The organism is Fusicatenibacter faecihominis, from assembly GCF_020686945.1.
GTDB classification, from domain to species: Bacteria; Bacillota; Clostridia; order Lachnospirales; family Lachnospiraceae; genus Limivivens; species Limivivens faecihominis.
The window spans coordinates 1-26,070 of the sequence record NZ_JAJEPR010000006.1; the positions used below are offsets into that span (position 1 = coordinate 1).

General features: G+C 46.5%; 27 protein-coding genes and 4 pseudogenes. 3 read left to right on the forward strand and 28 right to left on the reverse strand.

Features of this window, described 5'->3' with window-relative positions; genetic code table 11:
- From LKD71_RS04915 to LKD71_RS04995, 16 genes and pseudogenes are all read right to left on the reverse strand, one after another.
- Nucleotides 1-114: transposase (locus LKD71_RS04915; RefSeq protein ID WP_227614692.1), on the reverse strand; the 114-nt coding region annotated here is incomplete at its 3' end.
- Nucleotides 115-424: 310 nt separating this feature from the next.
- Nucleotides 425-1,173, reverse strand: a pseudogene (locus LKD71_RS18490) (MATE family efflux transporter); the annotation flags it as partial.
- Nucleotides 1,174-1,195: 22 nt separating this feature from the next.
- The gene (locus LKD71_RS04930; protein WP_227614589.1) at nucleotides 1,196-2,536 is read right to left on the reverse strand and encodes an MATE family efflux transporter; all 1,341 of its coding nucleotides are present in this window, start codon (nucleotides 2,534-2,536) and stop codon (nucleotides 1,196-1,198) included.
- Between the two features lie 58 nt (nucleotides 2,537-2,594).
- The gene (locus tag LKD71_RS04935; RefSeq protein ID WP_227614590.1) at nucleotides 2,595-3,116 is read right to left on the reverse strand and encodes a nitroreductase; all 522 of its coding nucleotides are present in this window, start codon (nucleotides 3,114-3,116) and stop codon (nucleotides 2,595-2,597) included.
- A gap of 498 nt (nucleotides 3,117-3,614) precedes the next feature.
- Nucleotides 3,615-4,079, reverse strand: a pseudogene (locus LKD71_RS04940) (ParA family protein); the annotation flags it as partial.
- A gap of 101 nt (nucleotides 4,080-4,180) precedes the next feature.
- Nucleotides 4,181-4,339, reverse strand: a complete 159-nt coding sequence (locus tag LKD71_RS04945) for a rubredoxin (RefSeq protein ID WP_055055545.1) — start codon at nucleotides 4,337-4,339, stop codon at nucleotides 4,181-4,183.
- A 162-nt stretch (nucleotides 4,340-4,501) separates the two neighbouring features.
- Nucleotides 4,502-5,263, reverse strand: a complete 762-nt coding sequence (gene yaaA, locus LKD71_RS04950; RefSeq protein ID WP_227614591.1) for a peroxide stress protein YaaA — start codon at nucleotides 5,261-5,263, stop codon at nucleotides 4,502-4,504.
- Nucleotides 5,263-5,718 (reverse strand): thioredoxin-dependent thiol peroxidase, encoded by a 456-nt coding sequence (gene bcp, locus LKD71_RS04955; protein ID WP_215633475.1) that lies wholly within the window; start codon nucleotides 5,716-5,718, stop codon nucleotides 5,263-5,265. Before bcp ends, yaaA begins: the two co-directional genes overlap by 1 nt.
- Nucleotides 5,719-5,721: 3 nt before the next feature.
- On the reverse strand, nucleotides 5,722-5,934 hold the full coding sequence (locus LKD71_RS04960) for a DUF6219 family protein (protein ID WP_144124063.1): 213 nt from the start codon (nucleotides 5,932-5,934) through the stop codon (nucleotides 5,722-5,724).
- 183 nt (nucleotides 5,935-6,117) lie between these two features.
- A complete protein-coding gene (locus LKD71_RS04965) occupies nucleotides 6,118-6,546 on the reverse strand; it encodes a hypothetical protein (RefSeq protein WP_227614592.1) in 429 nt (142 codons plus the stop codon).
- Nucleotides 6,547-7,049: 503 nt separating this feature from the next.
- A complete protein-coding gene (locus LKD71_RS04970) occupies nucleotides 7,050-7,421 on the reverse strand; it encodes a metal-dependent transcriptional regulator (RefSeq protein WP_227614593.1) in 372 nt (123 codons plus the stop codon).
- An 11-nt stretch (nucleotides 7,422-7,432) separates the two neighbouring features.
- Nucleotides 7,433-9,169 carry an ABC transporter ATP-binding protein gene (locus LKD71_RS04975; RefSeq protein WP_227614594.1) on the reverse strand — a complete coding sequence of 579 codons (1,737 nt, stop codon included), beginning with the start codon at nucleotides 9,167-9,169 and terminating at the stop codon, nucleotides 7,433-7,435.
- 14 nt (nucleotides 9,170-9,183) lie between these two features.
- Nucleotides 9,184-10,929: an ABC transporter ATP-binding protein gene (locus LKD71_RS04980; protein WP_227614595.1), complete on the reverse strand. Its 1,746-nt coding sequence runs from the start codon at nucleotides 10,927-10,929 to the stop codon at nucleotides 9,184-9,186.
- On the reverse strand, nucleotides 10,926-12,440 hold the full coding sequence (locus LKD71_RS04985) for an ABC transporter ATP-binding protein (protein WP_227614596.1): 1,515 nt from the start codon (nucleotides 12,438-12,440) through the stop codon (nucleotides 10,926-10,928). The genes LKD71_RS04980 and LKD71_RS04985 overlap by 4 nt, the downstream gene beginning before the upstream one ends.
- A 5-nt stretch (nucleotides 12,441-12,445) precedes the next feature.
- The gene (locus LKD71_RS04990) at nucleotides 12,446-13,183 is read right to left on the reverse strand and encodes an energy-coupling factor transporter transmembrane component T (RefSeq protein ID WP_227614597.1); all 738 of its coding nucleotides are present in this window, start codon (nucleotides 13,181-13,183) and stop codon (nucleotides 12,446-12,448) included.
- Entirely contained in the window at nucleotides 13,183-13,764 is a 582-nt protein-coding gene (locus LKD71_RS04995; RefSeq protein WP_055194979.1) for an MptD family putative ECF transporter S component, read from the reverse strand. Before LKD71_RS04995 ends, LKD71_RS04990 begins: the two co-directional genes overlap by 1 nt.
- Before the next feature lie 222 nt (nucleotides 13,765-13,986).
- On the opposite strand from LKD71_RS04995, the gene LKD71_RS05000 reads away from it, so the two are divergent.
- Both LKD71_RS05000 and LKD71_RS05005 read left to right on the forward strand, forming a co-directional pair.
- Nucleotides 13,987-14,727 carry a hypothetical protein gene (locus LKD71_RS05000; protein ID WP_227614698.1) on the forward strand — a complete coding sequence of 247 codons (741 nt, stop codon included), beginning with the start codon at nucleotides 13,987-13,989 and terminating at the stop codon, nucleotides 14,725-14,727.
- The gene (locus LKD71_RS05005; RefSeq protein WP_255632940.1) at nucleotides 14,724-14,951 is read left to right on the forward strand and encodes a helix-turn-helix domain-containing protein; all 228 of its coding nucleotides are present in this window, start codon (nucleotides 14,724-14,726) and stop codon (nucleotides 14,949-14,951) included. Before LKD71_RS05000 ends, LKD71_RS05005 begins: the two co-directional genes overlap by 4 nt.
- Nucleotides 14,952-15,011: 60 nt before the next feature.
- On the opposite strand, the pseudogene LKD71_RS05010 reads toward LKD71_RS05005, so the two are convergent.
- Both LKD71_RS05010 and LKD71_RS05015 read right to left on the reverse strand, forming a co-directional pair.
- A pseudogene (locus LKD71_RS05010) lies at nucleotides 15,012-15,137 on the reverse strand (TnpV protein); the annotation flags it as partial.
- A 270-nt stretch (nucleotides 15,138-15,407) separates the two neighbouring features.
- Nucleotides 15,408-16,820, reverse strand: coding sequence for a relaxase/mobilization nuclease domain-containing protein (locus tag LKD71_RS05015; RefSeq protein WP_227614598.1), 1,413 nt, complete (start codon nucleotides 16,818-16,820; stop codon nucleotides 15,408-15,410).
- Nucleotides 16,821-16,934: 114 nt separating this feature from the next.
- Here LKD71_RS05015 and LKD71_RS05020 point away from each other — a divergent pair, with 114 nt between their 5' ends.
- Complete coding sequence (locus LKD71_RS05020; RefSeq protein ID WP_227614599.1) at nucleotides 16,935-18,347, forward strand: ATP-binding protein; 1,413 nt, start codon at nucleotides 16,935-16,937, stop codon at nucleotides 18,345-18,347.
- A 71-nt stretch (nucleotides 18,348-18,418) separates the two neighbouring features.
- Here the strand turns inward: LKD71_RS05020 and LKD71_RS05025 are convergent, their stop codons facing one another.
- The 10 genes and pseudogenes from LKD71_RS05025 to truA form a co-directional block, all read right to left on the reverse strand.
- The gene (locus LKD71_RS05025) at nucleotides 18,419-18,730 is read right to left on the reverse strand and encodes a CD1845 family protein (RefSeq protein ID WP_331466388.1); all 312 of its coding nucleotides are present in this window, start codon (nucleotides 18,728-18,730) and stop codon (nucleotides 18,419-18,421) included.
- A 112-nt stretch (nucleotides 18,731-18,842) separates the two neighbouring features.
- A pseudogene (locus LKD71_RS05030) lies at nucleotides 18,843-19,283 on the reverse strand (ParA family protein); the annotation flags it as partial.
- 529 nt (nucleotides 19,284-19,812) lie between these two features.
- Entirely contained in the window at nucleotides 19,813-20,202 is a 390-nt protein-coding gene (gene rpsI / locus LKD71_RS05035; RefSeq protein WP_227614600.1) for a 30S ribosomal protein S9, read from the reverse strand.
- 19 nt (nucleotides 20,203-20,221) lie between these two features.
- Nucleotides 20,222-20,650: a 50S ribosomal protein L13 gene (rplM, locus tag LKD71_RS05040; protein ID WP_178046648.1), complete on the reverse strand. Its 429-nt coding sequence runs from the start codon at nucleotides 20,648-20,650 to the stop codon at nucleotides 20,222-20,224.
- A 379-nt stretch (nucleotides 20,651-21,029) separates the two neighbouring features.
- Entirely contained in the window at nucleotides 21,030-21,953 is a 924-nt protein-coding gene (locus tag LKD71_RS05045; RefSeq protein WP_227614601.1) for an acyltransferase domain-containing protein, read from the reverse strand.
- 108 nt (nucleotides 21,954-22,061) lie between these two features.
- Complete coding sequence (locus tag LKD71_RS05050) at nucleotides 22,062-22,478, reverse strand: DUF3887 domain-containing protein (RefSeq protein WP_227614602.1); 417 nt, start codon at nucleotides 22,476-22,478, stop codon at nucleotides 22,062-22,064.
- The gene (locus LKD71_RS05055) at nucleotides 22,475-23,155 is read right to left on the reverse strand and encodes a YhfC family glutamic-type intramembrane protease (protein WP_227614603.1); all 681 of its coding nucleotides are present in this window, start codon (nucleotides 23,153-23,155) and stop codon (nucleotides 22,475-22,477) included. Before LKD71_RS05055 ends, LKD71_RS05050 begins: the two co-directional genes overlap by 4 nt.
- Nucleotides 23,156-23,159: 4 nt before the next feature.
- Nucleotides 23,160-24,449 (reverse strand): sensor histidine kinase, encoded by a 1,290-nt coding sequence (locus tag LKD71_RS05060; RefSeq protein WP_227614604.1) that lies wholly within the window; start codon nucleotides 24,447-24,449, stop codon nucleotides 23,160-23,162.
- 12 nt (nucleotides 24,450-24,461) lie between these two features.
- The gene (locus LKD71_RS05065; RefSeq protein ID WP_227614605.1) at nucleotides 24,462-25,157 is read right to left on the reverse strand and encodes a LytR/AlgR family response regulator transcription factor; all 696 of its coding nucleotides are present in this window, start codon (nucleotides 25,155-25,157) and stop codon (nucleotides 24,462-24,464) included.
- 147 nt (nucleotides 25,158-25,304) lie between these two features.
- Entirely contained in the window at nucleotides 25,305-26,042 is a 738-nt protein-coding gene (gene truA / locus LKD71_RS05070) for a tRNA pseudouridine(38-40) synthase TruA (RefSeq protein ID WP_227614606.1), read from the reverse strand.
- Nucleotides 26,043-26,070: the final 28 nt, after the last annotated feature.

The following is a 26,070-nucleotide window of genomic DNA, read 5'->3' on the forward strand; positions in this document are numbered from 1 at the left end:
CTCTTTTGCTCTTTCGGATATTTTGCCATTCCGTACTTTTCTTCTGTATTTTATAACCATCACTAGGTGATAATATAGTAGAAATACTGAATGGGAATTATGATCCAATTCCATTGTGTTTATCACTCTTTTTCTTATATCGACTGATATGTATTTGCGAACTAATGTTCCTTTTCAGTATACTATATCAGGGGATAGAGAACAAGTGTTTCTTTTGTACTATAAGGACTTTTTTGAGCAGATATGCTCAGATGTGCAATTCATCTCACCACCTGAAGAGGTGGGAGAATTCTTGCTACATTTGTTAAAAGAATGAGTAAACATTTAGACATTGTTTGAACAAATCAATTTAAGAAGGACTACAAGCTGGCGATGAAACGTCATCTTGATATTGACCTTCTGGACAACATCATTCGCAAACTGGCAAGCAAGATGGGAACGCAAGATTCAAGGTTGCGGGAATGCCGATGAAGTACAGCTTTATTACCATCTTTTTGCTGAGCAAAATGTACTGCCTGCGGATATGCACGCGAATTGGCCGCACAAAATAAACGACCAGATAAATCGCAAGCGTCAAGGCCTGCCCGATGCCGGTTGCCAGCGCGGCGCCTTCGATTCCCATTTCAGGGAATGGACCATAGCCAAAAATCAAAACGGAGTCTAAGGCAATGTTTGTTATACACCCACACATCAAGCTGATCATGATTGTCTTCATGTTTCCTACAGTTTGGAATAGTTTCTCGAATGTAACATCAACAATGATAATCAATGTAAAATCGAACGCAATAACAGAATAGCGGACGCCAAGTTCAATCACTGTCTTGGATGAAGTGAACATTCCTAAAAAAAGCCGGCATCATTGTAATACAGCAGACTGTCATAACAACGCCGTGAATCATGGCAAGCACAAGTCCCTGCGTGGCAGCTTGATCTGCTTTTTTGTTATCTCCGGCGCCTAGATAGAAGGCGATCACTGCGTTGATTCCAACGCCAAATCCAATTCCAACAGCATTGATAAAATTTTGAACCGGGTAAACCAATGATAATGCCGTCATAGCTTCCTCGCTGATCTGCGCGACGAAAAGGCTGTCGATAATGTTGTATAGAGAAATTAACCAGCATGGATAAAATCAGCGGCAATACCGGTTTTTCTTTCATAAAAGTATCGTTCATCATTTCTCCTCCTTGGAACATGTTATAAGATATTTTTGTGGCGATGCCATGCCATTATTACGAGAGCAATGAGCATAGTGGCGGTTTCCGCAACAGGAAATGCAAGCCAGATTCCGTTCAGTTGGAATAATTTGTCCAGACACCATAAGGCAGGAACAAGGAAAAGCAGTTGTCTGCATAATTGAATCACTATACTGGAACCTACTTTTTCTGTCGCCTGAAAATAGGTGGAAATCATGGTAGAGAGACCGCAAAACAGATAGCTTGCCGCCATAATTCGCATAGCGGATATTCCAAAGGAGCGCATGGCTTCCGACGCTGTAAATAATTCCAAAAGCTGCGCCGGAAAGAAGTTGACGGTCAATGTTCCCAGTATCATCATACCGGAGACCAAAGCGGTTCCGTATCGGAAAGCGGAGTGCAGCCTATCTCTGTTTCCCGCACCGTAGTTAAACCGCATAATAGGCAAACAGCCCTGAATCAAGCCGTTTACTGTCATAACGATCAGTTGCTGCACTTTAAAATACGCACCGAAGAATGCAATCGCCGTATCGGAATACGCCACCAGAAACAGATTGACGAATGTCACCATAAACGAACTGAGGGCATTCATAATGAAAGATGGTAAGCCAAGGGCGAATATACGGGCAATCATCCACTTTTGTATATGAAATTCTTTGATCTTTATCCGCACTTTTTGCTTTTTGCCCAGCAGCAAGGCAAATGCCAAAATCATGGATAGCAAATAGCCCGCAACAGTAGCCACCGCAGCGCCACGGATTCCCATAGCTGGAAAAACACCAATACCGAAAATTAGGAGTGGGTCAAATACAAAATTAACGACCACTCCTGCAATCTGGAACCACATAGGAGCAATCATGTTCCCAGTAGCCTGTATCATCTTCTGGATTGCGATATGCACCATGTTGGGAATTTGCATGAACGAACATACGTTCATATAGGCAAGACTCAACTGATAAATTTCTTCATTATTGGTGAATGCCCCAAAGTAGGGTTTCATAATCAGTAATGACAGAAGATTGAGCAAAGCACCAATTCCAAAGGCCAGTAACAATCCATGTGTGACGGTAGTATTTGCCTCATCCTGCTTTTTCTCCCCAAGATACCCTGCAATCAGTACATTCACGCCAACGCCGATCCAGATAGATGTCGCATTCATCAAAGTTGTAATGGGAAACGACAGGGAAACCGCCGTCAAAGCATTTTCACTCAGCCGTGCTACAAACGCGCTGTCTATCAGATTATAGGAATATTGTAGAAACATGGAAATCAGCGGTGGTATCGACATTTGCCAGATGAGTTTTCCAACGGGCGCAACCGCCATTTTATTATTAGTCTGCATACTTTCCCTCTTCTCCACAAATTGTCCGGCGCAAAAAATTGCGCCGGACAGCGGGACATTAAATCCGAACAATATAGTTTTGTTTGCGTGCTGCGGGCTGACCGGCTTCCTGGGCCGGATAACCCAATGCAATCGCCCCGACGCCACGCAAGGTTTCCGGCAGCTTCCACTCTCGCAGGAGATCCTTGCCGCTTTCGCTGTCAAAAATCTCACGTTCCCGATGTACCCATACGGTTCCCAGGCCAAGGGCATGGGCAGCGAGCATCATATTTTCAAGGACGCAACTTCCGTCCTCAACATAAGTGCTTGCGGAGCCATCTGCCAAAACTAGGATCACGACAGGTGCGCCATAATAAGGGTCTGTGTTGCTCCCCATCACTTCTGCGTTTAGTTTTGCAATCTCCCGCCTATATTTGGGGTCTGTAATTGCAATGATGGTTGGAGATTGATGTCCTCCGCCAGTAGGAGCGTAAGTCCCTGCTTCCAGTACAGCCTCCAAAGCCTTGGAAGGGACAGGTTCCGATTTATATGCCCGTACACTACGGCGCGTCTTGATAAGAGACAAAAAATTTTTTTCCATACAGAATATAGTCCTCCATTCTGCTAATACTTCCGAGATACAGGCAACAAAAAAGCCACACAACTATCACAAGATAGCTGTGTGGCAAAAAGATGACCGAATCCGGAAAAGTCCACTAAAATTTTGCGTTTATTATTATAACGAACTTGAATGAGACTGTCAAGCATCAATCATTACGGAATTGTGGCGGCTACCTGTTGTTTTTTGTGTTACTTTATAGAAAAGCAAAAAAGGGCCGATAACCCGCGCAGCCTATTGGTCTGCGGATTATCGGCCCTGCGTCTATGCGTCCGGCACTCATATTATTATTTAATTTTAACCATGATAATCACCGGTTGCAGAATCCACTGCAACATAGGGGACAACCTTACCATCAATTTCTACATAGACCTGATATACACCATTACCTAAATCCTCGTAATGATCTGGTGTAACACCATAATTTTCCAGTAGACTTTTGTAAAGCGGACATTCGCAATCCGCTTCGCGATCTGTCAGTGGGATTTCCGTTCCAAAGACTTTGATTTTACTTCCATAGGTGTCCCGCAGCAAAGCAGCAATTTCTTTTGCAAAGTTGGTGCGGTTATCCACCACCGTCAGCAGGATACCGTCAATCTGGAGCTTTGGATTGATCTGCCGTTTCACCTTACTGACCGTAGATAGAAGCTGTTCCAGTCCTTTGGCGGGCAGATACTCTGCCTGAACGGGAATTATGATCCTGTTCGCAGCCGCCAGCGCATTGACCGTAAGCATCCCCAACGAGGGCTGACAGTCAATCAGGATGTGGGAATATTGTCCCTTCAGTGTGTCCGGATATTGCCGTAAAATCGTTTCACGGCTCATGGCGTTTACCAGAGAAACCTCCATACCGGAAAGCTGAATATCCGCAGGCATCAGATCAACGCCTTCTGCATGATGCAGAATACCTTCTCCGGGGCGTGAAAACGGCTCTCGTTTGGTCAAATGAGGTCAAACTATATCAGCCCGTTTAATCGGGTAGAAGGTAGATAATTATTTTATCTACCTCCTACCCGATTATCCATGCTTGGAAAAATATTACACTTCTATTCAACTTCTGAAAACTGATCTTTTCCAACATTACATAATGGACATTCGAAATCTTCCGGAACATCCTCCCACTTTGTTCCTGGTGCAATACCTCCTTCAGGATAACCTTTCTCTTCATCATATTCCCATCCACAAACATCACATACGTATTTCATGATTGATTCCTCCTTGTACAATTATTAATAAATAGCTCTTTACTGTTATATCCATAGGAATTATTCCCAATAAGAATTATATATTTTTATTCAAGTAATGTCAATAATTTTATAATAATAATTATTATTATTATAAAATTAGTACTCACAATAAGTCTACTTTTAACGAGTCATTGTTTCTATTTTGCGTTCAAAAATATATTCAGTTTCTGATGATAAATCCGGTCTGAACACATAACCAAGTCTTTTAAATTCCTTAATATCCTCCGGATTTTCAATACTGTTTTCAGCCATGAACCTAACCATTTCACCACGAGCCATCTTCGCATAGGTTCCTTTTGTCACCAGTTTATCTCCTGATAGCTCGCAAAATGAAATTGTAATATACTTATCCTTCAATGTCAGATACTTTTCTATAGATTTAGAATACTCTTTTGAAGCCAAATTAATTATAATCCTGCTACTGTCAATTACCGAGCGATATAACAAATCCCCCCAGTACTCATACAGATTTTTTGTTTCTCCTATTCCAACCTTCGCCTGCATTTCCAAACGATAAGGTGTTACACCATCCCTTGGTTTTAAGACACCATAAAATGCAGATAATATTCTCAAATGGTTTTGTACATACTCGAACTGACTGTCCTCAAACACGGAAGGAGCCATATATTGAAAAGCAATTCCTTCATATGATAAAACAGCTGGAGTAAGTAAATGGTAAAGATCCATGTTTTCCAATCTATTGAAGTTCTGTTCTGCAATTTTGTCATTACATTTCCAAATAGTCTTCAACTCTTCTTTTGACTTACTTTTCAACCACCTTTGTATCTCTGTTGTTTTATCAATAAATTCCGGCAATCCAACTGGTGTTATGCTGTCGGTATCTGTAATCATCTTTTTAGCAGGGGATAATATTATCTTCATTAATCTAATTCCTTAAGCATATTTTCAGGATCATCTGCTGCTTTGACTTTATCATTGGCTTTAATGATAACTCCTTGTTCATTGATAAGATATGTGGTTCTTACCACTCCCATAGAGACTTTACCATAATTTTTCTTTTCTTTCCATACATCATAAGCTTCAATAACTTTCCGCTCTGGATCTGCTAAAAGTGTAAATGTCAATCCATATTTTTCCTCAAATCTCTTATGCGAGAGTACAGAATCCTTACTGACTCCAAGAATAACTGCACCTTTTTCAGTAAACTGAGGGTATCGCTCAGAAAAGCCACATGCCTGTTTCGTACATCCTGCAGTATTATCCTTGGGATAGAAATATAATATTACTTTTTTCCCTGTATAATCTGATAATCTATGTGTTTTCCCATTTTGATCTGGCAGCTCAAAATCAGGCGCCTTACTTCCTACTTCCAGCATTATTTATTCCTCCTTCTCTATAACTTTCTCTTTTTTCACCTTTTCTTTCCTATTCCCGGCGATCATTTTATGACCTGTATATATCGCCATTATCATACATAGCATAGAACTCAAAGCAAAGTATTTGTGACTTGTTTTTAGCTTTTTATATCCAGTGTAAAAAGTCCCAAACATTGTGATTAATGCTCCTGCTGACCAATATTTATGTGCTTTCATGTGATTCCTCCATTTTTCAGTGTATTCAATTGTAATTATACTCTACCGCATTCCTATGTCAATTTTATAATAGATCCTTCCTATAAAATTTTTCAGAATATCAGAGGGTGATTAAAAACTATGTGTTGTTATTCTTTAATCTTTCTTTGAAAATCTGATAAAAGGTTTGCCTACAGGAAATTCTTACTCAATCTCTCGTCCATCTATATATAGTTGAAATTTATCAGGATTATTGACAACGTCATAGTCCTTTCCGTATTCTATAGGCCTATATTCGGCTGTCATTACCGACTCTCCTTCTTCAATATTCTCTTTCCATAAATAAATGTACATATCAAGGCTCGTCGCATATCCATGGTCTGTGGAAAATTTTGTCGAATGAAAAGAATTATCCTTGTACATCTGCAAAAGTTCTCTTGCAAACGCTTCTCTATCTTCAATATTTTCCCGGTTAGCGACCACGGTTATATTTTCATCACAATTTATGGAAAATGTTCCAACTACATCCGGTTCACCTTTCTTATGACCGGATTCAGATTTCATATAAATATTTTTTGCCGCAATTATCAAGATCACTGCTCCTGAGATCACTGCAATTATACTTCTCTTCATATTTCTATTCATTCCCTTCTAACTGTCCTACTGCATAATCTGTTACTTCCTTCAATGCCGATTTGTCTCCATTAAGTGTTCCTTTCTTTCGTTCTTGCTGCACAGATAGATTAACATCTTCAAATCCTGCATTTTGTCTATATCTGTTTTAAGAATTATATATAGTTCTTTAGAACTATCATTGGTATTTTATATATCTTAACTTCCACTTTTTTAACGACTCTTTTTCTTGACCTCTTTGTCTATTGTATCCTGGTTTGTCATATGTGATTACCTCCGATAGTAGTCGGTCCCTTGTGATGCCGTATGCTTTATGTGCGGTCTAGGATCCAACTAATTCTGGTTCCGGTTTTACAGAACCAGTTACTTAATCATTTATCATAAAAAGGCAAAAAAATAGAACGTATAGACTATTTCCATACGCTCTATCTCACATTTCATATTAAATTTTTGAATTCTACAAATCGGAATTGACATATCTCACTTAGATTGCTTATTCGGTTTTAGTTTTGCTCTTGTTCGCCTGCCTCTTTCAGCCGGTCAAAACTCTCATCGCTGATGATGTGTTCAATACGACAGGCATCGGCCTCCGCAGTTTTGGGGTCAACGCCTGCGGTGATAAGCTGCTCGGTAAAGAAGCAGTGACGCTCGTAGATTTTTTCGGCAACTTCCCGGCCAACATCGGTCAGATGGAGAAAGTGATCTTCGTCCATCATAAGAAAGCCGCCGTCCCGCAAGGTAGCCACTGCATGGCATACGCTGGGCTTTGACACCTCCATGTGCCGGGCCACATCTACGGAGCGCACCATAGCGCGTTTCTTTTGGAGAACAATGATGTTTTCCAGGTAGTCCTCCCCGGACGCATGAAGTTTCATCTGAACCTCCTTTACTGAGCCAGCTTCCAGCCGATGGCTTCCTGTCTGGCCGATACAAAATCGGCATACAGGCCCTTTTGCTGGATCAGCTCCGCATGAGTGCCGCGCTGGACGATATGAGCGTTGTCCAGTACAAGGATCTGATCGGCATTGCGGACGGTTTTCAGACGGTGGGCAATCATGATGATGGTCTTGTCATGGGTCAATGCCTCGATAGCCCGCTGCAATTCATCCTCATTCTCCGGGTCAACGCTGCTTGTTGCCTCGTCCAAAATGATGATAGGTGCGTCCTTCAGCATGGCGCGGGCGATGGAAATCCGCTGTTTCTCGCCGCCGGACAAAGTACCGCCTCCCTCGCCAATCACGGTGTCATAGCCATCCGGCAGGGCAGAAATAAAGTTATGGCAGCAAGCCTTTTTCGCCGCTTCAACCACTTGTTCATGGGTAGCATCCGGGCAGCCAAACTTGATATTGTTCTCAATCGTATCTGCAAATAGGTACACGCTCTGGAACACCATCGAAATATTCTTCATCAGGCTGTCCAGCTTGAAATCTCGTACATCCGTACCGCCTATGGTAATCTTCCCGGCATTCACATCCCAAAAACGGGCAATCAGGTTGCACATCGTTGTCTTTCCTGCTCCGGAAGGGCCGACAATGGCCGTAGTCGTTTTTTCGGTAATGGTAAAGCTGACCTGATCTAATATCTTACGGTCTGCGTAGGAAAAATCCACCTTGTTAAACACGATCTCGCTGGACTTCGGCGTAATATCAGCGCCTTTCTCGTCCATTACCGTCGTGTCATCAATGGAGTTTGCCGTATCCATCGAGGCCGCCAGCATTTGCAGCAAAGAGGCCATATTCCCGGCGTTCTCCAAATCGTTGAACACCATGAAAGAAGCAATCACCAAAATCAGACCGTAGGCCAGCGGCAGGGAGCCGTCCAGCCAGAACCAGACCGAGGCCAAAAGCAACAGGACGCTGAACACTCGGACAACAGCCTGTTTGATAGCGTCATAGGGAACGCTGGCCTTTGTCAATTTCAGGTTATCCCGGCAGCTCGCCTTAATTGCACTGCCGATAGACTGCGTGCTGTCCCGTTCCAGTCCAAATGCTTTGACAATCCCCATCCCCTGAATGTACTCCAACACAGACTCCACAAGGGACTCCTGTGTGTGCTGGCGTACACCGCTGAGCGCGGCTGATTTGCGAAGCGCCAGTTCCGCCGCCGCAAGGTAAATCAGGACACCGGCAGTGGCCACAAGACCGATCCGCCAGTCAAATACCAACAGGACGATGACGAGGGCAACCGAGTTGAAAAAACCGCCCAGCACCGACACCAGAACACGAGCTGCTGAGTTCTCTACATCGCCCAAAGTTGTTGTGACAATGGCGGTAATATTCCCGATACTATTCTTGTTGAAGTAGCCCATCGGGATGTAACGCAGCCGATCTCCGATGTGGATACGCTTTTCCGCCACCATGCAATAGCCGGTTTCCGTCTGCTCCATCGTGGAAAAATAGGTCGTGATGATACGCCCAATGAGGGAAACGGCCATAATTCCCAGCGAAATGCAGATAAACTTTCCGTCCCGGTTGTCAGATACTAACGCGCCGATCACTACAAAGAGGGCGGCAAACTGCATGGCTGAAAACAGCCCGGACAGGAATGAGAATAACAGGGATTTTTTTAGAAGCCCTTTTTTGCTGCCTGCAAAAGCAAATATTTTTTTCAATGTTCCATACATCTGACAACACCCCCTTACATCTGGTCTTTCGCGCCGATGTGCGCCTGCCACATATCCCGGTAGAGGGGGCAGGTTTCCAGCAGCTTCTCATGCGTACCCTGTGCGTGGATGGTTCCATCCTTCACCACAACGATGTTATCTGCGCCAACAATGGTAGACAACCGGTGTGCGATCACAATCAGGGTCTTGCCGACAGTTAAAGCGGAAATGGCTTTCTGCACCAGCGCCTCATTCTCTGGGTCGATATAGGCAGTTGCCTCGTCCAAAATGACAACCGGCGCATTTTTCAGCATGGCGCGGGCGATGGCAATCCGCTGGCGTTCACCGCCGGAAAGATGGGAACCGGCACTGCCGACAACCGTATCATAGCCATTATCCAGCTTGCGGATAAAGGCGTCGCAGCCGCTTTGTTTGGCTGCCTGCTCCACCTCTGCGTCCGTGGCACTGGGTCTTCCCATGCGGATATTCTCCCGGATACTGCGGTTAAACAGGTAGTTGTCCTGAGATACATAGGAAATCTGGTCTGCAATTTCAGACAGCGGCATATCCTTCAGCTCATGGCCGCCGAGGGTAATGCTGCCGGATGTAACATCCCAATACCCGGCAATCAGCTTTGCCATCGTAGACTTGCCGGAGCCGGACGGCCCTACCAGGGCGGTCATGGTTCCGGGGTGGATGGCGAGATTCACATCATGCAAAACCTCTGTTGTCCCGTCATAGGAAAACGACACAGACCTAAGAGAAATGCCGGTATTTTCCAGCTTGATCGGCGTTTCTTTATGGTTCAGTTCTTCGGCGTTCAGAAGCTGGCTGATTTCTTCCACATTTGTCCCCAGTACAGCCAAATCGTCCGTAAAGGTAAAGGCCGCAATAATCGGCCCAATCAGCCCCAGCGAGAAAATCACAATGGACAGGAAGGTGGAAAGCTCCAGACTGCCGGAGAGCCAGAATGCAAAACCGCAGGGCAGCACGCAGATCAGCACTGAGGGCAGGATGGCGTTGTAGGCGCTCATGGTTTTCTGGTTTTCCCGCATCCAGTCCACATAGTAGTTGGCGTTATAATTCACCGCGTCAGAATATTTTTTGTAGGAACCGGCGGACTGGCTGAACGCTTTTACCACCTCAATCCCGCCGATGTATTCTACAATGGCGTTTGCCATCTGCTTTCCCGCTTTAACCGCGCCCTCCCATTTGACGGGATAATTCTTCATACCGGCGGACATGACAGCAAGGCCCACCACCAACGTAACAAGGGACAGGAGTGCCATGCGCCAGTCCATAACGAACAGATATACGACAATCACCAAAGGCACCAGCACATTTGCGGTCATTTCCGGGAGCAGGTGTGCGAAGGTCGATTCCATGCCTTCAACCCGGTCAACAATCGTCATTTTGTACTGGCCGGACGGAGTATCTAAAATCGTCCCCATCGGGACACGAGCCAGCTTTGCGGTGATATTCTCCCGCAGATCACGCAGCGTGTAATAGGTCGCTGTGTGGGAAATCGTTGTAGAAAGACAGGAAAACAGCACCTTCCCAAAGTAGCCGCACAGTGCAATAATACCAGCGGTCACATAGCGGGAAAAATTCTGTTCCCCAGACAACATCATTGTGACAATATGCGCCACGCAGAAATAGGGCACCATCTGGCAGGCCACGCCTAATACCGCAAGGATAACACTGCCGATGAATTTCCCGTGATATGGCTTGCCCCATCCCCATAAGACGCCTATGGGCGACTCTTTCTTTTCCTCCTTCATTCTGTGGACACCTCCTTCTTCATATCACTCAGGAAAAACTTTAGCAGGCGTTTTCGGCCATCGCTGTCCTCTATGGAATAACTTTCCTGAATTTGCCCGTTTTCTAAGTGAAGGACATAATTGCAGCAGCGTAGAATAAATTCCGGGTCATGCGTTACCACAAGCGCAGTTCTTCCAGTATTTGCCACTTGATTGACAACATTAGCGACCTGCCTCATGTGAAATAGGTCAAGGCCGCTGGTCGGTTCATCAAATAAAATCAGAGGCCGTCCCGAAGCAATCGCAGAGGCAACCGCCACACGCTGCTTTTGACCGCCGGACAGCCCCATCGGGTGGCAGTCCTCAAAGGAAAGCAAGTCCATCTCCTGCAAGATTTCTCTTGCACTCTGCTTATCCTCGGTTCTCATACTGAGCAGAATTTCATCCAGAACACTTTCAGTAAAGAGCTGGTGGTTTACATCCTGCATGACCATATAGCAGAGTTTCAATCGTTCTTTTCTGGAATAGTTCTTGCTCTGATCCTGCACCGTTCCTTTGAAGTGCTTTTCCAACCCGCAGAGGCACCGGGCAAAGGTGGATTTTCCCGCACCATTATGTCCGATGATGGCCGTGGCGCTGCCGGATGGGAAAGAGGTTTCCGTTATATGCAAGGTTTCCGGCTCATGCTTATAGGCGAAGGACACATTCTTTATCGTCCAAACCGCCTCATTCATTCTCTGCGGCGTGCCTTCAACTTCTGAAAGCCCCGCAAGATCAAGAGGGCGCAATCCCATATCATCGCGCTGTCTTGCCGACAGGCCGCAAAATTCCTCTGCTGTATAATCACCTTCGATTTCTCCATCTTTCAGGTACAGGACACGGTCAAAGAGGCCGGACAGATAATACAGCCGATGTTCAGAGATGATAATGGTCTTTCCCTGCGATTTCAAAGTAAAGAGTAGCTGTCGAAAATCAGCGATAGCGTATGCGTCAAGGTTGGATGATGGCTCATCAAGCACATAAATATCCGGGTCAATCGCCGCTGCCGATCCGCAGGCGATTTTTTGCTTTTCACCGCCGGACAAAGAAAAAATACTTCTATCAAGCAGCGGCTCCAACTTTAGCTGTGCAGCTACACGCTTTACACGGTCACGCACAAGATCTTCCGCTATGCCGTGATTCTCTGGGCCGAAAGCCAGTTCGCTGGTCGTGTCCACATTGAAAAACTGAGAACGCGGATTTTGAAATACAGAACCGACTTTCAGAGAAATATCAAACAGTGACAGGTCACGGGTATCCTTTCCATCCAGATAGACGGAGCCGGTATAAGTCCCCTCATGATAATGGGGGATCAAGCCGTTAAACAACCGGGTCATGGTTGTTTTCCCACAGCCGGAAGTCCCGCAGAGCAGGACAAAAGAACCGTCCTCAATAGTGCAGGAAATATGTTTCAAAGCGCCACCGGCCTGCCTCTCACTGTCGGGAAGGGTACTGGCAGGATAAGAAAAGGACACATCTTGACATTCAATCATTTCCTTCACCCCCTTGCGGCAAGCACATAGATTTGCGCTGCAAATGCTCCCAGACAGATCAGCAGGAAAATAACATCCTGCACATGAAAACCCAGCTTACAGATATTCGTCCGTTTTACCGGGCCTCCCAATCCCCGCGTAAGGGCTGCCTGGGACAGTTCCTCTCCGATTTTGACGGAGCAGATCATCATGGGGACAATCCGATACTCTAAAATCGCACCGACTTTTCCACCACCAAAGCGGACGCCACGCATCCGCATGGCGTCCCCAATAGCGCTCCATTCTTCCGCAACCGTGGGAAAGAAGCGAAACATCACAGACATAGGAATGGTGATCTGCTGCGGCAGGTGGAGCCGTTCCATCGCCGCAACAAATTCGCTGACCGTGGTTGTAGTTACCACGAAATATCCCATGACCACGCTGGGGGTGAATCGCAGAAGAATACCAACGACGGCTACCGCGATGTAGTTTGCTACGCCGGTCAGTCGGGACAGGCCGAACATTTCCAGACACAGGCTGCCTCCGAAAATCAGGATATAGAGAACAGCACCTTTCCATTTTCTGGCTGCTGACAAAAGTAACAGAGGGATCGCCGCCAACACGATGATGTAATACTGCATGATACCTTCATACGAACCGCCTAAAATAAAGACAGCTATGGTAATCAGTACCGCCAGTTTTGTCCGGGGGTCTAATAAAATTCCGCCCTTGTTTTTTTGACTTGCAAGAAGTTCGCGGCTCATTATACAATTCCTGCCCGCTCAAAGTGCTTTTTGAAAATCTTCCGTCCGATCAGGCCGCCGACAAGACCACTGACGAAAGCAGCAATAAGCAGTACCGGCAAAATCCAGTCGGGCATATAAGCCATGAGCGTGTCGGCATATTCCTGACCGTAGCCGGGGAGCAGGCTCTGGTAGTAAGCGTCACGCGTCACAACGATGGGAATAAACGCCCCGATTACCCACATGGAAAAAACGCCGTGGATCAGCACTTCACGCTTGGCGTTCTTGTAGTCACAGGCTTTCATCATAAAATCGGAAATCAGCCCGAAAATCAGCCCGGTAGGGATGCACCACCAGCCCATGCCGGTCAGCAACATAATGATACCGAGCAGCACCCCGCAGATGGTAAGCATACCGAATTTTTTGATTTTGGAGAAGAACAACATCATCGGAATACCGCCCACAAGCGGCACGACCACGCTGATAAGCGGAATGAAAATCGGGATAAAACCGATGGACGCCGCAGCGAAAATGACGATAAAATAAATCGCCGTGAAAATACCGATATTGATGAGATCCTTTCCTTGCAATTTGTTGTTCATTGCGAAACCTCCTAACATGATTGCTTTCTCGGTTAGATCTCGCTAACCAATTCTAATGGTAGCACATATTCAATTATGTTTCTATGCACATATCAGTATTTTAGGCCCGTATAGCAAGGAGTTTTTTCGTTTTGCCAGCATATCCATTGACCGTGAATTTTCTCGCGGGTATAATAATATCAACGATTTTGCGTGATGAAAGGGGCGAAGCAGTTGCGTGATATGATATACAGCATTTTAGAAAACAGCGATACTGTTTCTGGTGTGACTTTGAAAAACAGTCCAAATAGCAGCACATTGCTTTTGGATCGGGCAGATGGCAAGGGACGCATGACATTCCATACGCTCTTTCCGGGGCTGACTTTGGCTTTTATTTTTGTAAATGCTCCCGTATGGCCGGAGTCGGATGAAAATTCAAATCTAAAGCCTTTGCTGATTAACTATTGCGTTTCAGGCAGAAGTGAATTGCTTCTGGATGACGGCTCTTACATTTACCTGAAGGAAAATGATTTTTGTGTCAGTGAACAGACCGCACAGAAAGAATATATCTTTCCTACGAAGCAGTATCAGGGGATAAAAATATATTTTGACCTGTCACTTCTTTTACAGTCCTGCGGTGAACTTTTGAAATCTTTTTCACTTGACCTCCCTACGCTGGAAAAAGTTATTGTGGCAACCATAAAACATATATCAACGAAGCGGACAGCGAGCTGGAAAATATATTTCAAAAACTCTGGCGGCTATCCGAAAGACCCTCGGCCTTCCATTTGCAAATCTATACTCTTGAACTTCTCCACCGGCTTCTTAACATGGAAATCCGGCCTCCGAAAACTTGCGGCTTCTACACGGAAACACAGGTTGAAATTGCAAAAAGGGCAGCGCAAATTCTCTCTGATGATCTTCGCCAGCACATTCCTGTACGGCAGATTGCAGAACGCTTTTCGGTCAGTGAAACCAGTCTGAAAAGCTATTTTAGAGGCGTATATGGACAGAATATATCCACCTGGCTGCGGGAAATCCGTATGAACGAAGCCGCAAGGCTTCTTTCGGACACAAAGCGTCCGATTGCCGAAATATCCGAACAGATTGGCTACTCTAATCAGGGAAAATTTGCAGCCGTGTTCAAAAAGCAGTTTGGTCTTTCTCCGCTGGAATACCGGCGGTCAAAGAATTTGGAAAACCGATAAGAACAAAGCCGGGATTTGACACTTGTCAGCAAAATCCCGGCCTTTCTTATGCCTAAAATCTCATGCGGAAATCAACTCTTGAAAAATTATTTCCTCCGCCTGCGCCTTCAGCGTGTTCATCAACCCCACCTATCGCATGGGGTCACGGGCTTTCAGTTCCTCGGTAACGCCCGCCGCCTCCATCATGCGGAATAGCGAGAACGGTGGTTATTCCGAAATTATTCTGATTCGGGATAATACTGGCAAGCAATGCCTGTGTTAATACACACAGGCCCGCAGGGAAGAAAATCCCTCCGTGATTTTCCTCTCCGCTTGCTTGTTGAGAGCAGCGCCCCCAAGCCCCTTTGAACACAGAATTCATTCTGTGGCTGCGCGGTCTCCGTTCCACTCCGGTCGGCACTAAGCGGACATCCCCCGGATGTCCAGTGCCTGCGAACGCTTTTGACCAGGACCAACTTACCGCTGGCCGTGGTCTTTTTCTTTTTCAACATCCTGTTCTACCTCCATTTTCAGCACTCGATCTACATTCGCTTTTGCAGTCAAAAGCTCCCTCATTTCTTCACGGGAGCGTCGATACTCGGAATAAGTCTTTTTCTTTTCTTCCAGCAATTTTGCGTACTCTGTCTGTAACTCTTTGACCTTTGGCAGCTTCTTGACGCCCATCTCATCAAAGGCATTCTTAGCAGCCTGGTGGAGCAGAATTTCTTCCTCATGTTCCTCCCGGAATTTCTTAGAGTAACCCGCCTTGCGGTATGCCACATAGATCTCACGGGTCTTGGCATAATTTACGATGTGAGTACGCAGAACAGCGATCTCTGCCATGCGCTTTTCAGCCGCTTTGATCTGCGCCGAAAGATCATTGTGATGTGCCGTGGCAGCCGCAGCCTTTTCTTCCAAAACCGCATACTCCAGCAGATTGTTCTCTGACAGGTAATTCATGGTCTGCGCCATTTGCTTCAGATTGAAAACTTTAGCACATCGCGCATAACCAGCACTTTTTCCAGCCTGCAATTTTGCCTGAATGTCCACCAGCAGATTAATCTTCGGCGGCTCTGCCTGTGTGACTGTTTTCTTTCGCGGGGTATGTGCTTTCTTCCCTAAGAGAACTGCCCGCAAATCTTCCAATCCATATCCTTCGCCCAGACTGTCCATACGGGCGGCTTTCTCCCAACCGGGGAGCTTCAAGCGATATGATTTCCTTCGTTTTGACACCTCACAGCCGGATTCTTGCAGCAGCTTCAGCAACGCCTCAAAGTCAGCAGGACTTTGTGATAATGCGTTGTCAATCGCCACACGAAGCAGCTCTCGGTGAGAGGGCTTTGCCTGATCGCCCAGCCATTTGTTATAGCTCTTTCCGTAAGGTTTCGGATTCTCTACAATGGACAGTCCATTCTCAATACAGATGGTGTCACTTAGCCGGCGAACCGCCTTGGTGCTGCCCCAAAAGTTTCGGAATTTCCGGTCATATTCTAAGCTGACCGATGACCAGATAATGTGATTATGAACGTGGGCTTTGTCTATATGAGTGCAGACCACAAAGGCATGATTGCCTTTAGTAAAACGCTTTGCAAATTCTACGCCCAGCCGGTTTGCTTCTTCCGGGGTAATCTCATCGGGGCGGAAGGACTGGCGCACATGATAGGCAATCACACCATCTGTACCACGCACTCGTCCGGTAGCGGCAATGTACTGCCGCTTTGCCAGAAGGAACTCCGCATCCGCAGTCCGGCTGTCACACGCATAACCGGTAATGAGTTTGCCGTTATCTGTTTTCTGTGGATTTGCTACATAGTCGATGACGTCACTGATCGCCCGACTCTCTGTGCGGCCTTTGCCGACATGAAGCGGCATGATTCTTGTAGTTGCCATAAAAAGCCCTCCTCTCAAAATATTTTCTCTGAACTCTTTGTGCCTATCGTTGAAATAAACTCTCCTTATGGGTATAATATAAAGAAACTACCAATACCTCAAAGGAGGGATTTTATGATAGAACAGCTCATTGCTGAAGCAACCGAATGTGATTTCAAAGTTGCACTTGAAATAAAGAAACCCAAAAGCTGGTTAAAAAGTGTCAGTGCCTTTTCTAATGGAATCGGCGGCACTCTGTTTTTCGGAATCTCTGATGACCGGAAACCTATTGGCTTGTTCGATGTTCAAAAGGATGCTGAGGCGATCAGCCGCTTAATCAAAGAACGAATCACACCATTACCTCAGTTTATCTTAAAACCATTACAGGAAGATGGTAAAAATCTATTAGCTCTGGAGGTTTCTCCCGGCCGCAGCACCCCATATTATTACAAGGCAGACGGCGTGATGGAAGCATATATCCGTGTTGGAAATGAAAGCGTAATTGCCCCTGATTACATTGTGAATGAATTGATCTTAAAGGGAACCAAGCAGTCCTTTGATACCCTAACAACAGACGCGGTAAAAAAGGATTACAGCTTTACACTTCTGGAAGCAACCTATCTGGAACGGACCGGTCTCCGCTTTGAGCCATCCGATTATGTTTCCTTTGGTTTGACTGATAAAAATGGACTCCTGACCAATGCCGGAAAACTCATGACTGATCAGCACACAGTCTATAACTCCCGTATGTTCTGTACCCGGTGGAATGGCTTGGAAAAAGGCTCTATCTTTGATGATGCATTGGACGATAAAGAATACGAAGGGAATCTGATTTATCTACTGAAAAGCGGCAGTGAATTTATTCGCAATAATTCCAAAGTCCGTTTTGTCAAAGAGGCACAGTATCGTGTAGACAAGCCGGATTATGCTGAACGAGCTGTGACAGAGGCTCTTGTCAATGCGCTTATCCATCGTGATTATATTGTGCTTGGCAGCGAAATCCATATTGATATGTTTGATGATCGGGTGGAAATCACATCTCCGGGCGGTATGTTTGGCGGCGGCTCAATTCAGGAATATGATATTTACAGTATCCGTTCCATGCGGCGAAACCCTGTGATTGCTGACCTGTTCCACCGCATGAAGTACATGGAACGCCGTGGAAGTGGCCTACGCAAAATCGTCAGTGAAACCGAAAAGCTGCCTGGATACACAGAGGCATATAAGCCCGAATTTTCCTCAACAGCGACAGATTTCAGAGTCATCTTGAAAAATGTAAACTACATCATGTGCGGTGCTTCCGCACATGATACAGCACATGATGCCGCACATGATACATCTGTGATCAGCAAGCAAAACTTGCTATTGGAATTTTGTGCAGACCCTAAAAGTCGAGATGAAATGCAAGCATATATTGATGTTTCCAGCCGTTCTCACTTCAGCAAATATTACCTCAAGCCTTTATTATCTTCTGGTAAACTTGAAATGATGTTTCCAGACAAACCCAAAAGCAAAAACCAGAAATACACTACCGTTCATTCCAAATAACCAAGAAGCAGGGCACTGGGTCTCATCTCCCATTGTCCTGCTTCTTTTCATTCCAGATTTATTCACATCATTTACCCATACATCCAATCCTGGATCGCAAATTTCAAATCCTGCACCTTACCCAACAACCAGATCGCAGCCAGCGGCAGCCCCATCGGACTAATCAAAAATGCCATCAACAACAAAATAAACCCGTTCTGCGGAGAATATGTAATCAACACTGCAACACCTAACAAAGCAAGAATCATGCTGATAAGCCCCAGAACCAGACCGGATACATAAACCAGGCCAAGACATATCCAGACAAAGAGTGTCAATGCGACAACAATTGGCGCAACGGCAATCATCAATAGTAGTTTCAAAATTTTTCGCGCAATCATCATTTCATCAGCTCCTCCTGCAAACGATCCACATATCTCTTACACAGAACCCTAATCTGTTTTTCATCATCTTCTGTCAGTTCACGCCTTCCCTGGGTCAGTTCAACTTCCATATAATCAGGATATGGGAATATTGTCCCTTCAGTGTGTCCAGATATTGCCGTAAAATCGTTTCACGGCTCATGGCGTTTACCAAAGAAACCTCCATACCGGAAAGCTGAATATCTGCAGGCATCAGGTCAACGCCTTCTGCATGATGCAGAATACCTTCTCCGGGGCGTATAGGCTGATCCATCAGAATTTTGCCCATTGCATCCGACAGTGTAAATGGCAGCTTGTCTGGTTGCGGATTTCCCAAGCTGATTGTCAGGCTTCCTTGCGGGTCCCCGTCGATCAGAAGCACTTTCTTTCCGGCCTGTGCCAGACCTATTCCCAAGTTCGCACAGGTTGTTGTTTTGCCAACGCTTCTCCGCTCCCGCTCCGGTCGGTGCTGAACATGTGCCACCGGCACATAGCACCCTTTCTTGTTGGCGATGGCGATGATTTGTGTGTTCATGACTTCACCTCATTTCTGATTGTTGCTGTTGTTTCTGGACGAGATAGCAATCTCGTTATCGCGGTATTCGCCAAATAGATATGCAAGCATATCTGCCCGGCTCATTACTCGCGTAAATAGAAAAAGCCGCCACTTCAAAATTGACAGTGAAGTGACGGCTCTTTCTATCGCCGGAATACGAGTTCCTGAAATGAAAAAAGCACCCAGCATTTATACTGTGTGCTACATCAAATTCATATTCAATTATTCAAATTAGCTCAAACTATGCCAAACTGCCACAGCCAAAAAACGAGGGGAAGGAGGGCTGAAAAGCACCCCAAAAATCGGCTCTCGGTTAACCACTTTGGGAACCACTTCCCCCTCTTTTTAGCCAGTTAACCACTTGCGGACCACTAAAAATTGGGTGAAAACGGCTCTCGTTTGGTCAAATGAGGTCAAACTTTTGTCACCCGTTTAGGTATAAGAAAACCCCGGAAAACCTTGATTTTCCGGGGTTTTGTAAACCTTTTGATATAGTCTGAGCAGTCGATTATCGCTTGCTGAACTGCGGAGCGCGACGAGCTGCTTTGAGACCGTATTTCTTTCTCTCTTTCATTCTCGGGTCACGAGTCAGGAAGCCTGCTTTTTTCAGAACGGGTCTGTAATCAGCGTCTGCCTGGCAGAGTGCTCTTGCGATACCATGACGGATAGCACCAGCCTGACCAGTTGTACCACCACCACGAACGTTTACAAGAACGTCGAATTTGTCAGCGGTCTCAGTTGCTGCCAGCGGCTGACGAACGATCAGTTTCAGGGTCTCAAGACCAAGATACTCATCGATATCTCTCTTGTTGATGGTTACTTTACCGGTTCCCGGTACTAAGTATACTCTTGCGATGGATTTTTTTCTTCTTCCAGTGCCGTAGAATTTATTAGCCATTGTTTCCCTTACCTCCTAATTAAAATGTTAATGTTTCCGGTTTCTGAGCCTGATGGTCGTGCTCAGCACCAGCATAAACATGAAGTTTGGTCATCATCTGTCTTCCCAGGGGGCCCTTCGGAAGCATGCCTTTAACAGCAAGCTCGATAACCTTCTCCGGTTTCTTGTTCAACATTTCTCTCAGAGTGGTCTCTTTCATTCCACCAACGTAATCAGAATGATGATAGTAAACTTTCTGATCCAGTTTCTTACCGGTTACTTTGATGTGCTCTGCATTGGTGATGATCACATAATCACCTGTATCTTCATGAGGGGTGAATACCGGTTTATTCTTTCCTCTCAGGATCTTTGCTACTTCAGAAGCCAGACGGCCTAAGGTCATGCCAGTAGCGTCTACTACATACCATTTTCTCTCAATCTTTGCTGGATTAGCCATAAATGTTTTCATGGATTTACCTCCTTGGAAATTTTCATTGCATTATAGTAAAACGCCATTACCGGGGCTTTGGCTTATGCGTTTACAAACTATGTCACAGTGATTTATTATATTATACGTTGCCACGCGTGTCAACCTTTTTTTGAAATTTTCTTTGCGGAATTTCGGGAGTTTTCCACATTTTCTGAAAAAAACCTTCCTTTTATCCACAGAAAAAAGGCATAAACACACAAACACTGTTATTATATCAGCTTTTTTCCACACGTCAAGCGAAAAATCCACATTTTCCACATTTTCTTCTAGTAATTTTACCCGTGTCTACGAGGATATCTTTCCCTTGCCTGCGAATGTCCCTTTCCTATGCTGTTCTGAACAGTCACGGAATCCCTCTTCATTCCGGACGGTACAGATAAACACCTCTGGCATAACCGGCCATATGACCATCCACCAGCCACTTTTTATACGCCCGCTCAAGACCGGTATTCTCCGGCAGGTTCTCAAAGCCCTTCTCTTCCGCTCCGTAGTAAATTCTCCAGAGATCTCCGTTGTCCTCGTTTGTCTCATAGACGTCGTAATCACTCAGGAAGGCGCGGATATTGGAGTGTTCCGGCAAGATCTCCTTATGTGCCGGGAAAAGCAGCCAGGAATTGCAGACAAAGACCAGCGGCTGATCCTGAAACTCTTCCCTATAAAATTCCGCCGCCTTTGCATAAGATGCCTTGAACGCCTCCGGATCCAACGGCCCGCAGGAAGGAATATGAACATTTATAACCGGACTGTCCTTATGAAGAATCAGGCCTTCTTTTTCATATTCGCTTCCGAAAGTGGTAAGCTCAAATTGCAGTCTTCCCAAAGCAAAGCGTTTCAGTCGGAACCACCAAGGGAACCATTCGATCACAAAGGTGCCCCAGATGCCATACATTTTGTGGCACTCCAGAAGTTTCCAGTGCATATCCGCCATGGAATCGTGGAAGATCTCCATGCTGATGCCCTGCTCCTCATAAAGTTCTCTGGTGCGTCTGCTGATTCCGATGATAAAAAGAAGCTCCAGCGTATATTTGGAGATTCCGTCTGTTCCATCCAAGGCCTCCAGAGTCGCCCAGAGTGTCTGATAATCCATAGCCGGATCTTTCCAGTAATTTTCTTCCCAAGTGCGGAAGATTGCATACAGGCGGTCATCCGCTCCGATGATCTCCAGAGCATCCTGCAGGCTTTCTGTGGCCTCTACAGGAAATTCATGCTCAGATGCAAAATCCTGCAGGTTTGCCTGCCAGTCTTTTAAAATCTCTTCTCTTGCTGTTTTGTAGACAGTCATATCTCCTTTTCCTCCAGATAAAAGTTTGGGGAGAAGCGCTCTTCTCCCCGTTTTCATGCTGTCTTTTATTATAGCTTATTTTGTACGGCCATACAACCGTAAACTCGTTTACTGGGCGACAAACTGTACTAGTTTCATGTCCTCGTCGTAGCCCACGGTATACTTGATTTCGCCCTCTGCATACTTGACCACATAGATCACAGCCGCATATTTCTGGCCGTCTTTTTCCTGACCCACAAAGGCGGTTTTTCCGAAGGATTCAAAGTCGCCTTTCTTCGCAAGCATATCCAGATAGGGCTGATACACATCTTCCGTGATGCTACTCTGCAGGGAAGCCGCAAAACGCGCTTTCCAGCCTTCAAAGTCATTGGATTCTGCCAGCTTGATATCGGCTTCCGCCTGGGTCTTCACGCCTTCCTCCGTAAAGCCATCGGGAAGCTTGCTGCTCTTGCTGCAGCCCACAGCCAGAAGGGCCATCAGCGCTGCCAGAACTAATAATTTCCAACCATATCTCTTTTTCATCATGATCTCTCCTCTCTCCGGACAAACCGGACAACCAATAATAATACTGCCACGGCTTCGATGGCCAGGAGTCCCTCCACGACAGCCAGATTTCCGATAACCAGCTGAAAATCCGTCAGTCCGTGAAGGAGCACCGCCAGAAGCCACCAGCGGGCCTTTTTTTCTTCTACTCCTTTGAAAATCAGGAAACTGAAGCCCACATGAAGCGTCATGGCAAAGAGCCGCTCCACGCCTCCCAGCAGGGTCCGGCCGCCGGCTGCGGTAAAATCAAAGTTTCCTGCCATAAGCCCGGATACCGCCACCCAGACTGCCTCCACACCGCCATGGCCAAGCCCCAGAGCCAGCGCATCCTTCCAGTCTAAGGCCCGCCGTCTTCGCTTCATCAGGCTGAACGCCGCCCAGCGCCCCGTCTCCTCAAAAAGCCCCGCCGTCAATCCCAGAAACCCATAGTAGAGCACCAGGCTCGTGTAGGGAAGAAGCATCAGCCACTCCCATTTTTTCCCGGCGTACTGTAAGAGCGGAATCCGGATCAGAAGCTGGGACACCGTAAAGGACAGAATCCCCGCAAAAAACATCCAGATTCTGCCGTCCCGCTTCCATAAATAATAAATACAGGCCGCCAGGGGAACGCCCAGCATCAGTAAGAAACCGACGACGTTCCCCAGTATATTTCCAATCATCCTCTCACCTCTTTTCCATAGGAAGCATCAGCCGCACCTGAAACTCTTCTTTCGTCTCCTCCGTTTTCATCGTGCCATGATACTTCTCCAGCGTATTGCGGACATTTCCAAGGCCAAGACCCATATGGCCTTCCTTTTTCTCCTGCTCCGGCTGGATGCTGTTTCGGATCTCGCCCACCCGGAACTCCCGGACCTCATCCAACTTGATGGAAAGCCTGCCGCCCTCTCCCGCCGCCTCTATGGCATTGTCCAGAAGATTGGCAAAAATCGTGGTAAGATCGATCTCCTTGATATCAGAAAGGTCGATGTCTCCCACCCGAACGGTCACCGTGATGCCCTTTGCCTCCGCCTCCCGGATTTTCTCATTCAGAATGATGTTGAGCATCTGATTTTCTGTGTAGCGCTTCTCTCCCAGCACATTTAACATATGGTAGAGATCCTTCACATAACGATCCCCGACCTCTGTTTTCTGGCCGGCGTAGAGATCCTCCACGGCCTGCAGATGATTTTTCATATCGTGAATCACCTTCCGGGACTCCCGGTATTTCCGGTCCAGCTCCTCATAATAATGGTAGCGGAGCTCATTTTCCCGCTGATAAAGCGCCAGCTCCTCCTCCAGCCGCCGGGAGCGGATGAGATGGGAAAGCAGATAGAAAAAGTACACGTTCATCAAAAGGACCGCCACGATATTGGCCGTCAGAAGCTCCATCCCGTAGAGCTGCAGGTAAACGCCGCTTATTTCCGTCAGAGAAGTAATATAAAAAAGACTGAACCCTGGCAGGATCAGGATAGATAAAAGCTGCTTTCCTGAAAGTCTCCCTTTGAGCTTTTTTCCCATAAAAAAGGTCAGAAGCCTGGTGCCGATAATCAGTAACAGACATTTCAAAAACACGGCGAGATTCCCATAGAGCAAAATGCTGCTAAATTCCAGTCGGACCGAAAGCCACATGGCCGCCAGGATTCCGCCCTGAATCGTCAGGAGCAGAAACACACCGTAAAGCCCGTCCAGCACCAGCGCTTTCGCCCTCCGGTGAAAACCGATGGCTCCCATCACCGGCACTCCGAAAATAATCACCAGAATCGACAACAGATTTCCCACAGCAGCCGGTATTCTGCCGTCCGCCCCCGTCAGAGCGGTTGCCGCAAAAAGTGCCGCATAATCCACAAAAAACAGGAGAAAATACCAGCCTTTTTTCAGATAAATCATCCTTTCATTGTGGGAAAGGAACTCATACTGGCAGACGCTTAATGTCAGAAATTCCAGCATAAGCAAAAAAAGATTCAACCAGGCCACTTTGCACCTCCTTCAGATCTGTTCTGACAGCCAGACCGCCAGCTCTTCCCGGAACACGGATGATTTCTTCTGGGAAAGCGGCACCAGACTGCCGTCCGACATCGTGATATCGTAGCCTTTCAGGTTCTTCACATGGAAAAAATTGACCACGAAGCTTTTGTGTGGCATGTAGAAACCATAGGGCGCCAGTCTTTTTTCCATGGCTCCAATGCTTTCCCGCAGCCAGAACTCTCCCGCCAGAGTTACAAGACGAACTTTCCGGTTCCGGTATTCCAAGTAGAGAATATCCCGGCTTCCGATTTTGCGAAAGCCAGTCTCCGTCTCAAAGCCCAGAAGAACGTCCACCTCTTCCTCCGTGTACTCCATGGCTTCCTTTAAAATCTGCCGTATTTTTTCCCCGTCCAGAGGCTTCACAAGGTAAGCGAAAGCGTGGACGGAAAAAGCGTACTCCCGGAAGTCATCGTAGGCCGTCACATAGATAATTTTCGCTTTTTTGTCTTTTTTCCGGAGGAGGCGGGCCGTCTCGATCCCGGAGATCCCTTTCATATCAATATCCAGGAAAATGACCGGAAAGCTTTCTTCCAGGCGGAGCAGCGCTTCTCCGCTTTCAAATTCCTGTATGGAAACCAGAAAGCCCGTCTCTTCGAGAAATTTTCGAAGCCGTTTCCGGTCCTCCCGACTGTCATCACAAATGGCTATGTTCAGCATGCTTTTTTCTCCTTCTGTTTTGACTGTCCTCAGTATAAACGGAACTCTCCCGCTTCGCAAGAGGTGTCGCACAAGGTACGGTTTTTCCGCCTGAAAGACAGAAAAAAACTGCAAAACCATTTCCATAGAAACAGCTTTGCAGCCTTTTTATACATATTCGATTTTCACCAGTGTCAGTCCTTCCGGGCGGGCCGTCTCTCCTGCCGCTCCCCGGTCTTTTGCTTCCAGGATCTTCGGAATATCCTCCGGCTCCAGAAAACCGCCGCCCACACGGATCAGGGTACCGGTGATGATCCGGACCATATTATAGAGAAAGCCGTTTCCCCGGATCCGGAGAGTGATCATATCGTCTTCCCGTTTCAGATCCAGCGAATATACGGTACGGACCGTATTGGTCACTTCCGGTTTTGCCGTGCAGAAGCTCTTGAAATCATGCTCGCCGACAAGATAGGATGCCGCTCTCTGCATTTTCTCCACATCCAGAGGATAATGATAAAAAAAGGAATAGAGACGCTTCGTCGGATCCGGGAATTTCCGGTTAAAGATCCGGTACTCATACGTTTTCACCGTATTGGCAAAGCGTGGATGAAATTCCATCGGAACCTCTGCGGATTCCTGAATACGGATATCTGCCGGCAAACGGGTATTCATGGCAAAAGAGATCCGATCCGCCGCCATCCGTGCGCTGGTATTGAACGCAGCCACATTTCCCAGGGCATGGACTCCCGCGTCCGTCCGGCTGGCTCCGGTGATACGAATTTCCTCACACAGCAGGTCCGAAAGATGTTTTTCCAGCACTTCCTGTACGCTGAGGCCGTTAGGCTGAACCTGCCAGCCGCAGTAATTGGTGCCGTCATAGGCCACCACGATCTTTACACGCTTCATATCCTGTCCTCATCTTTCCATAGTCATA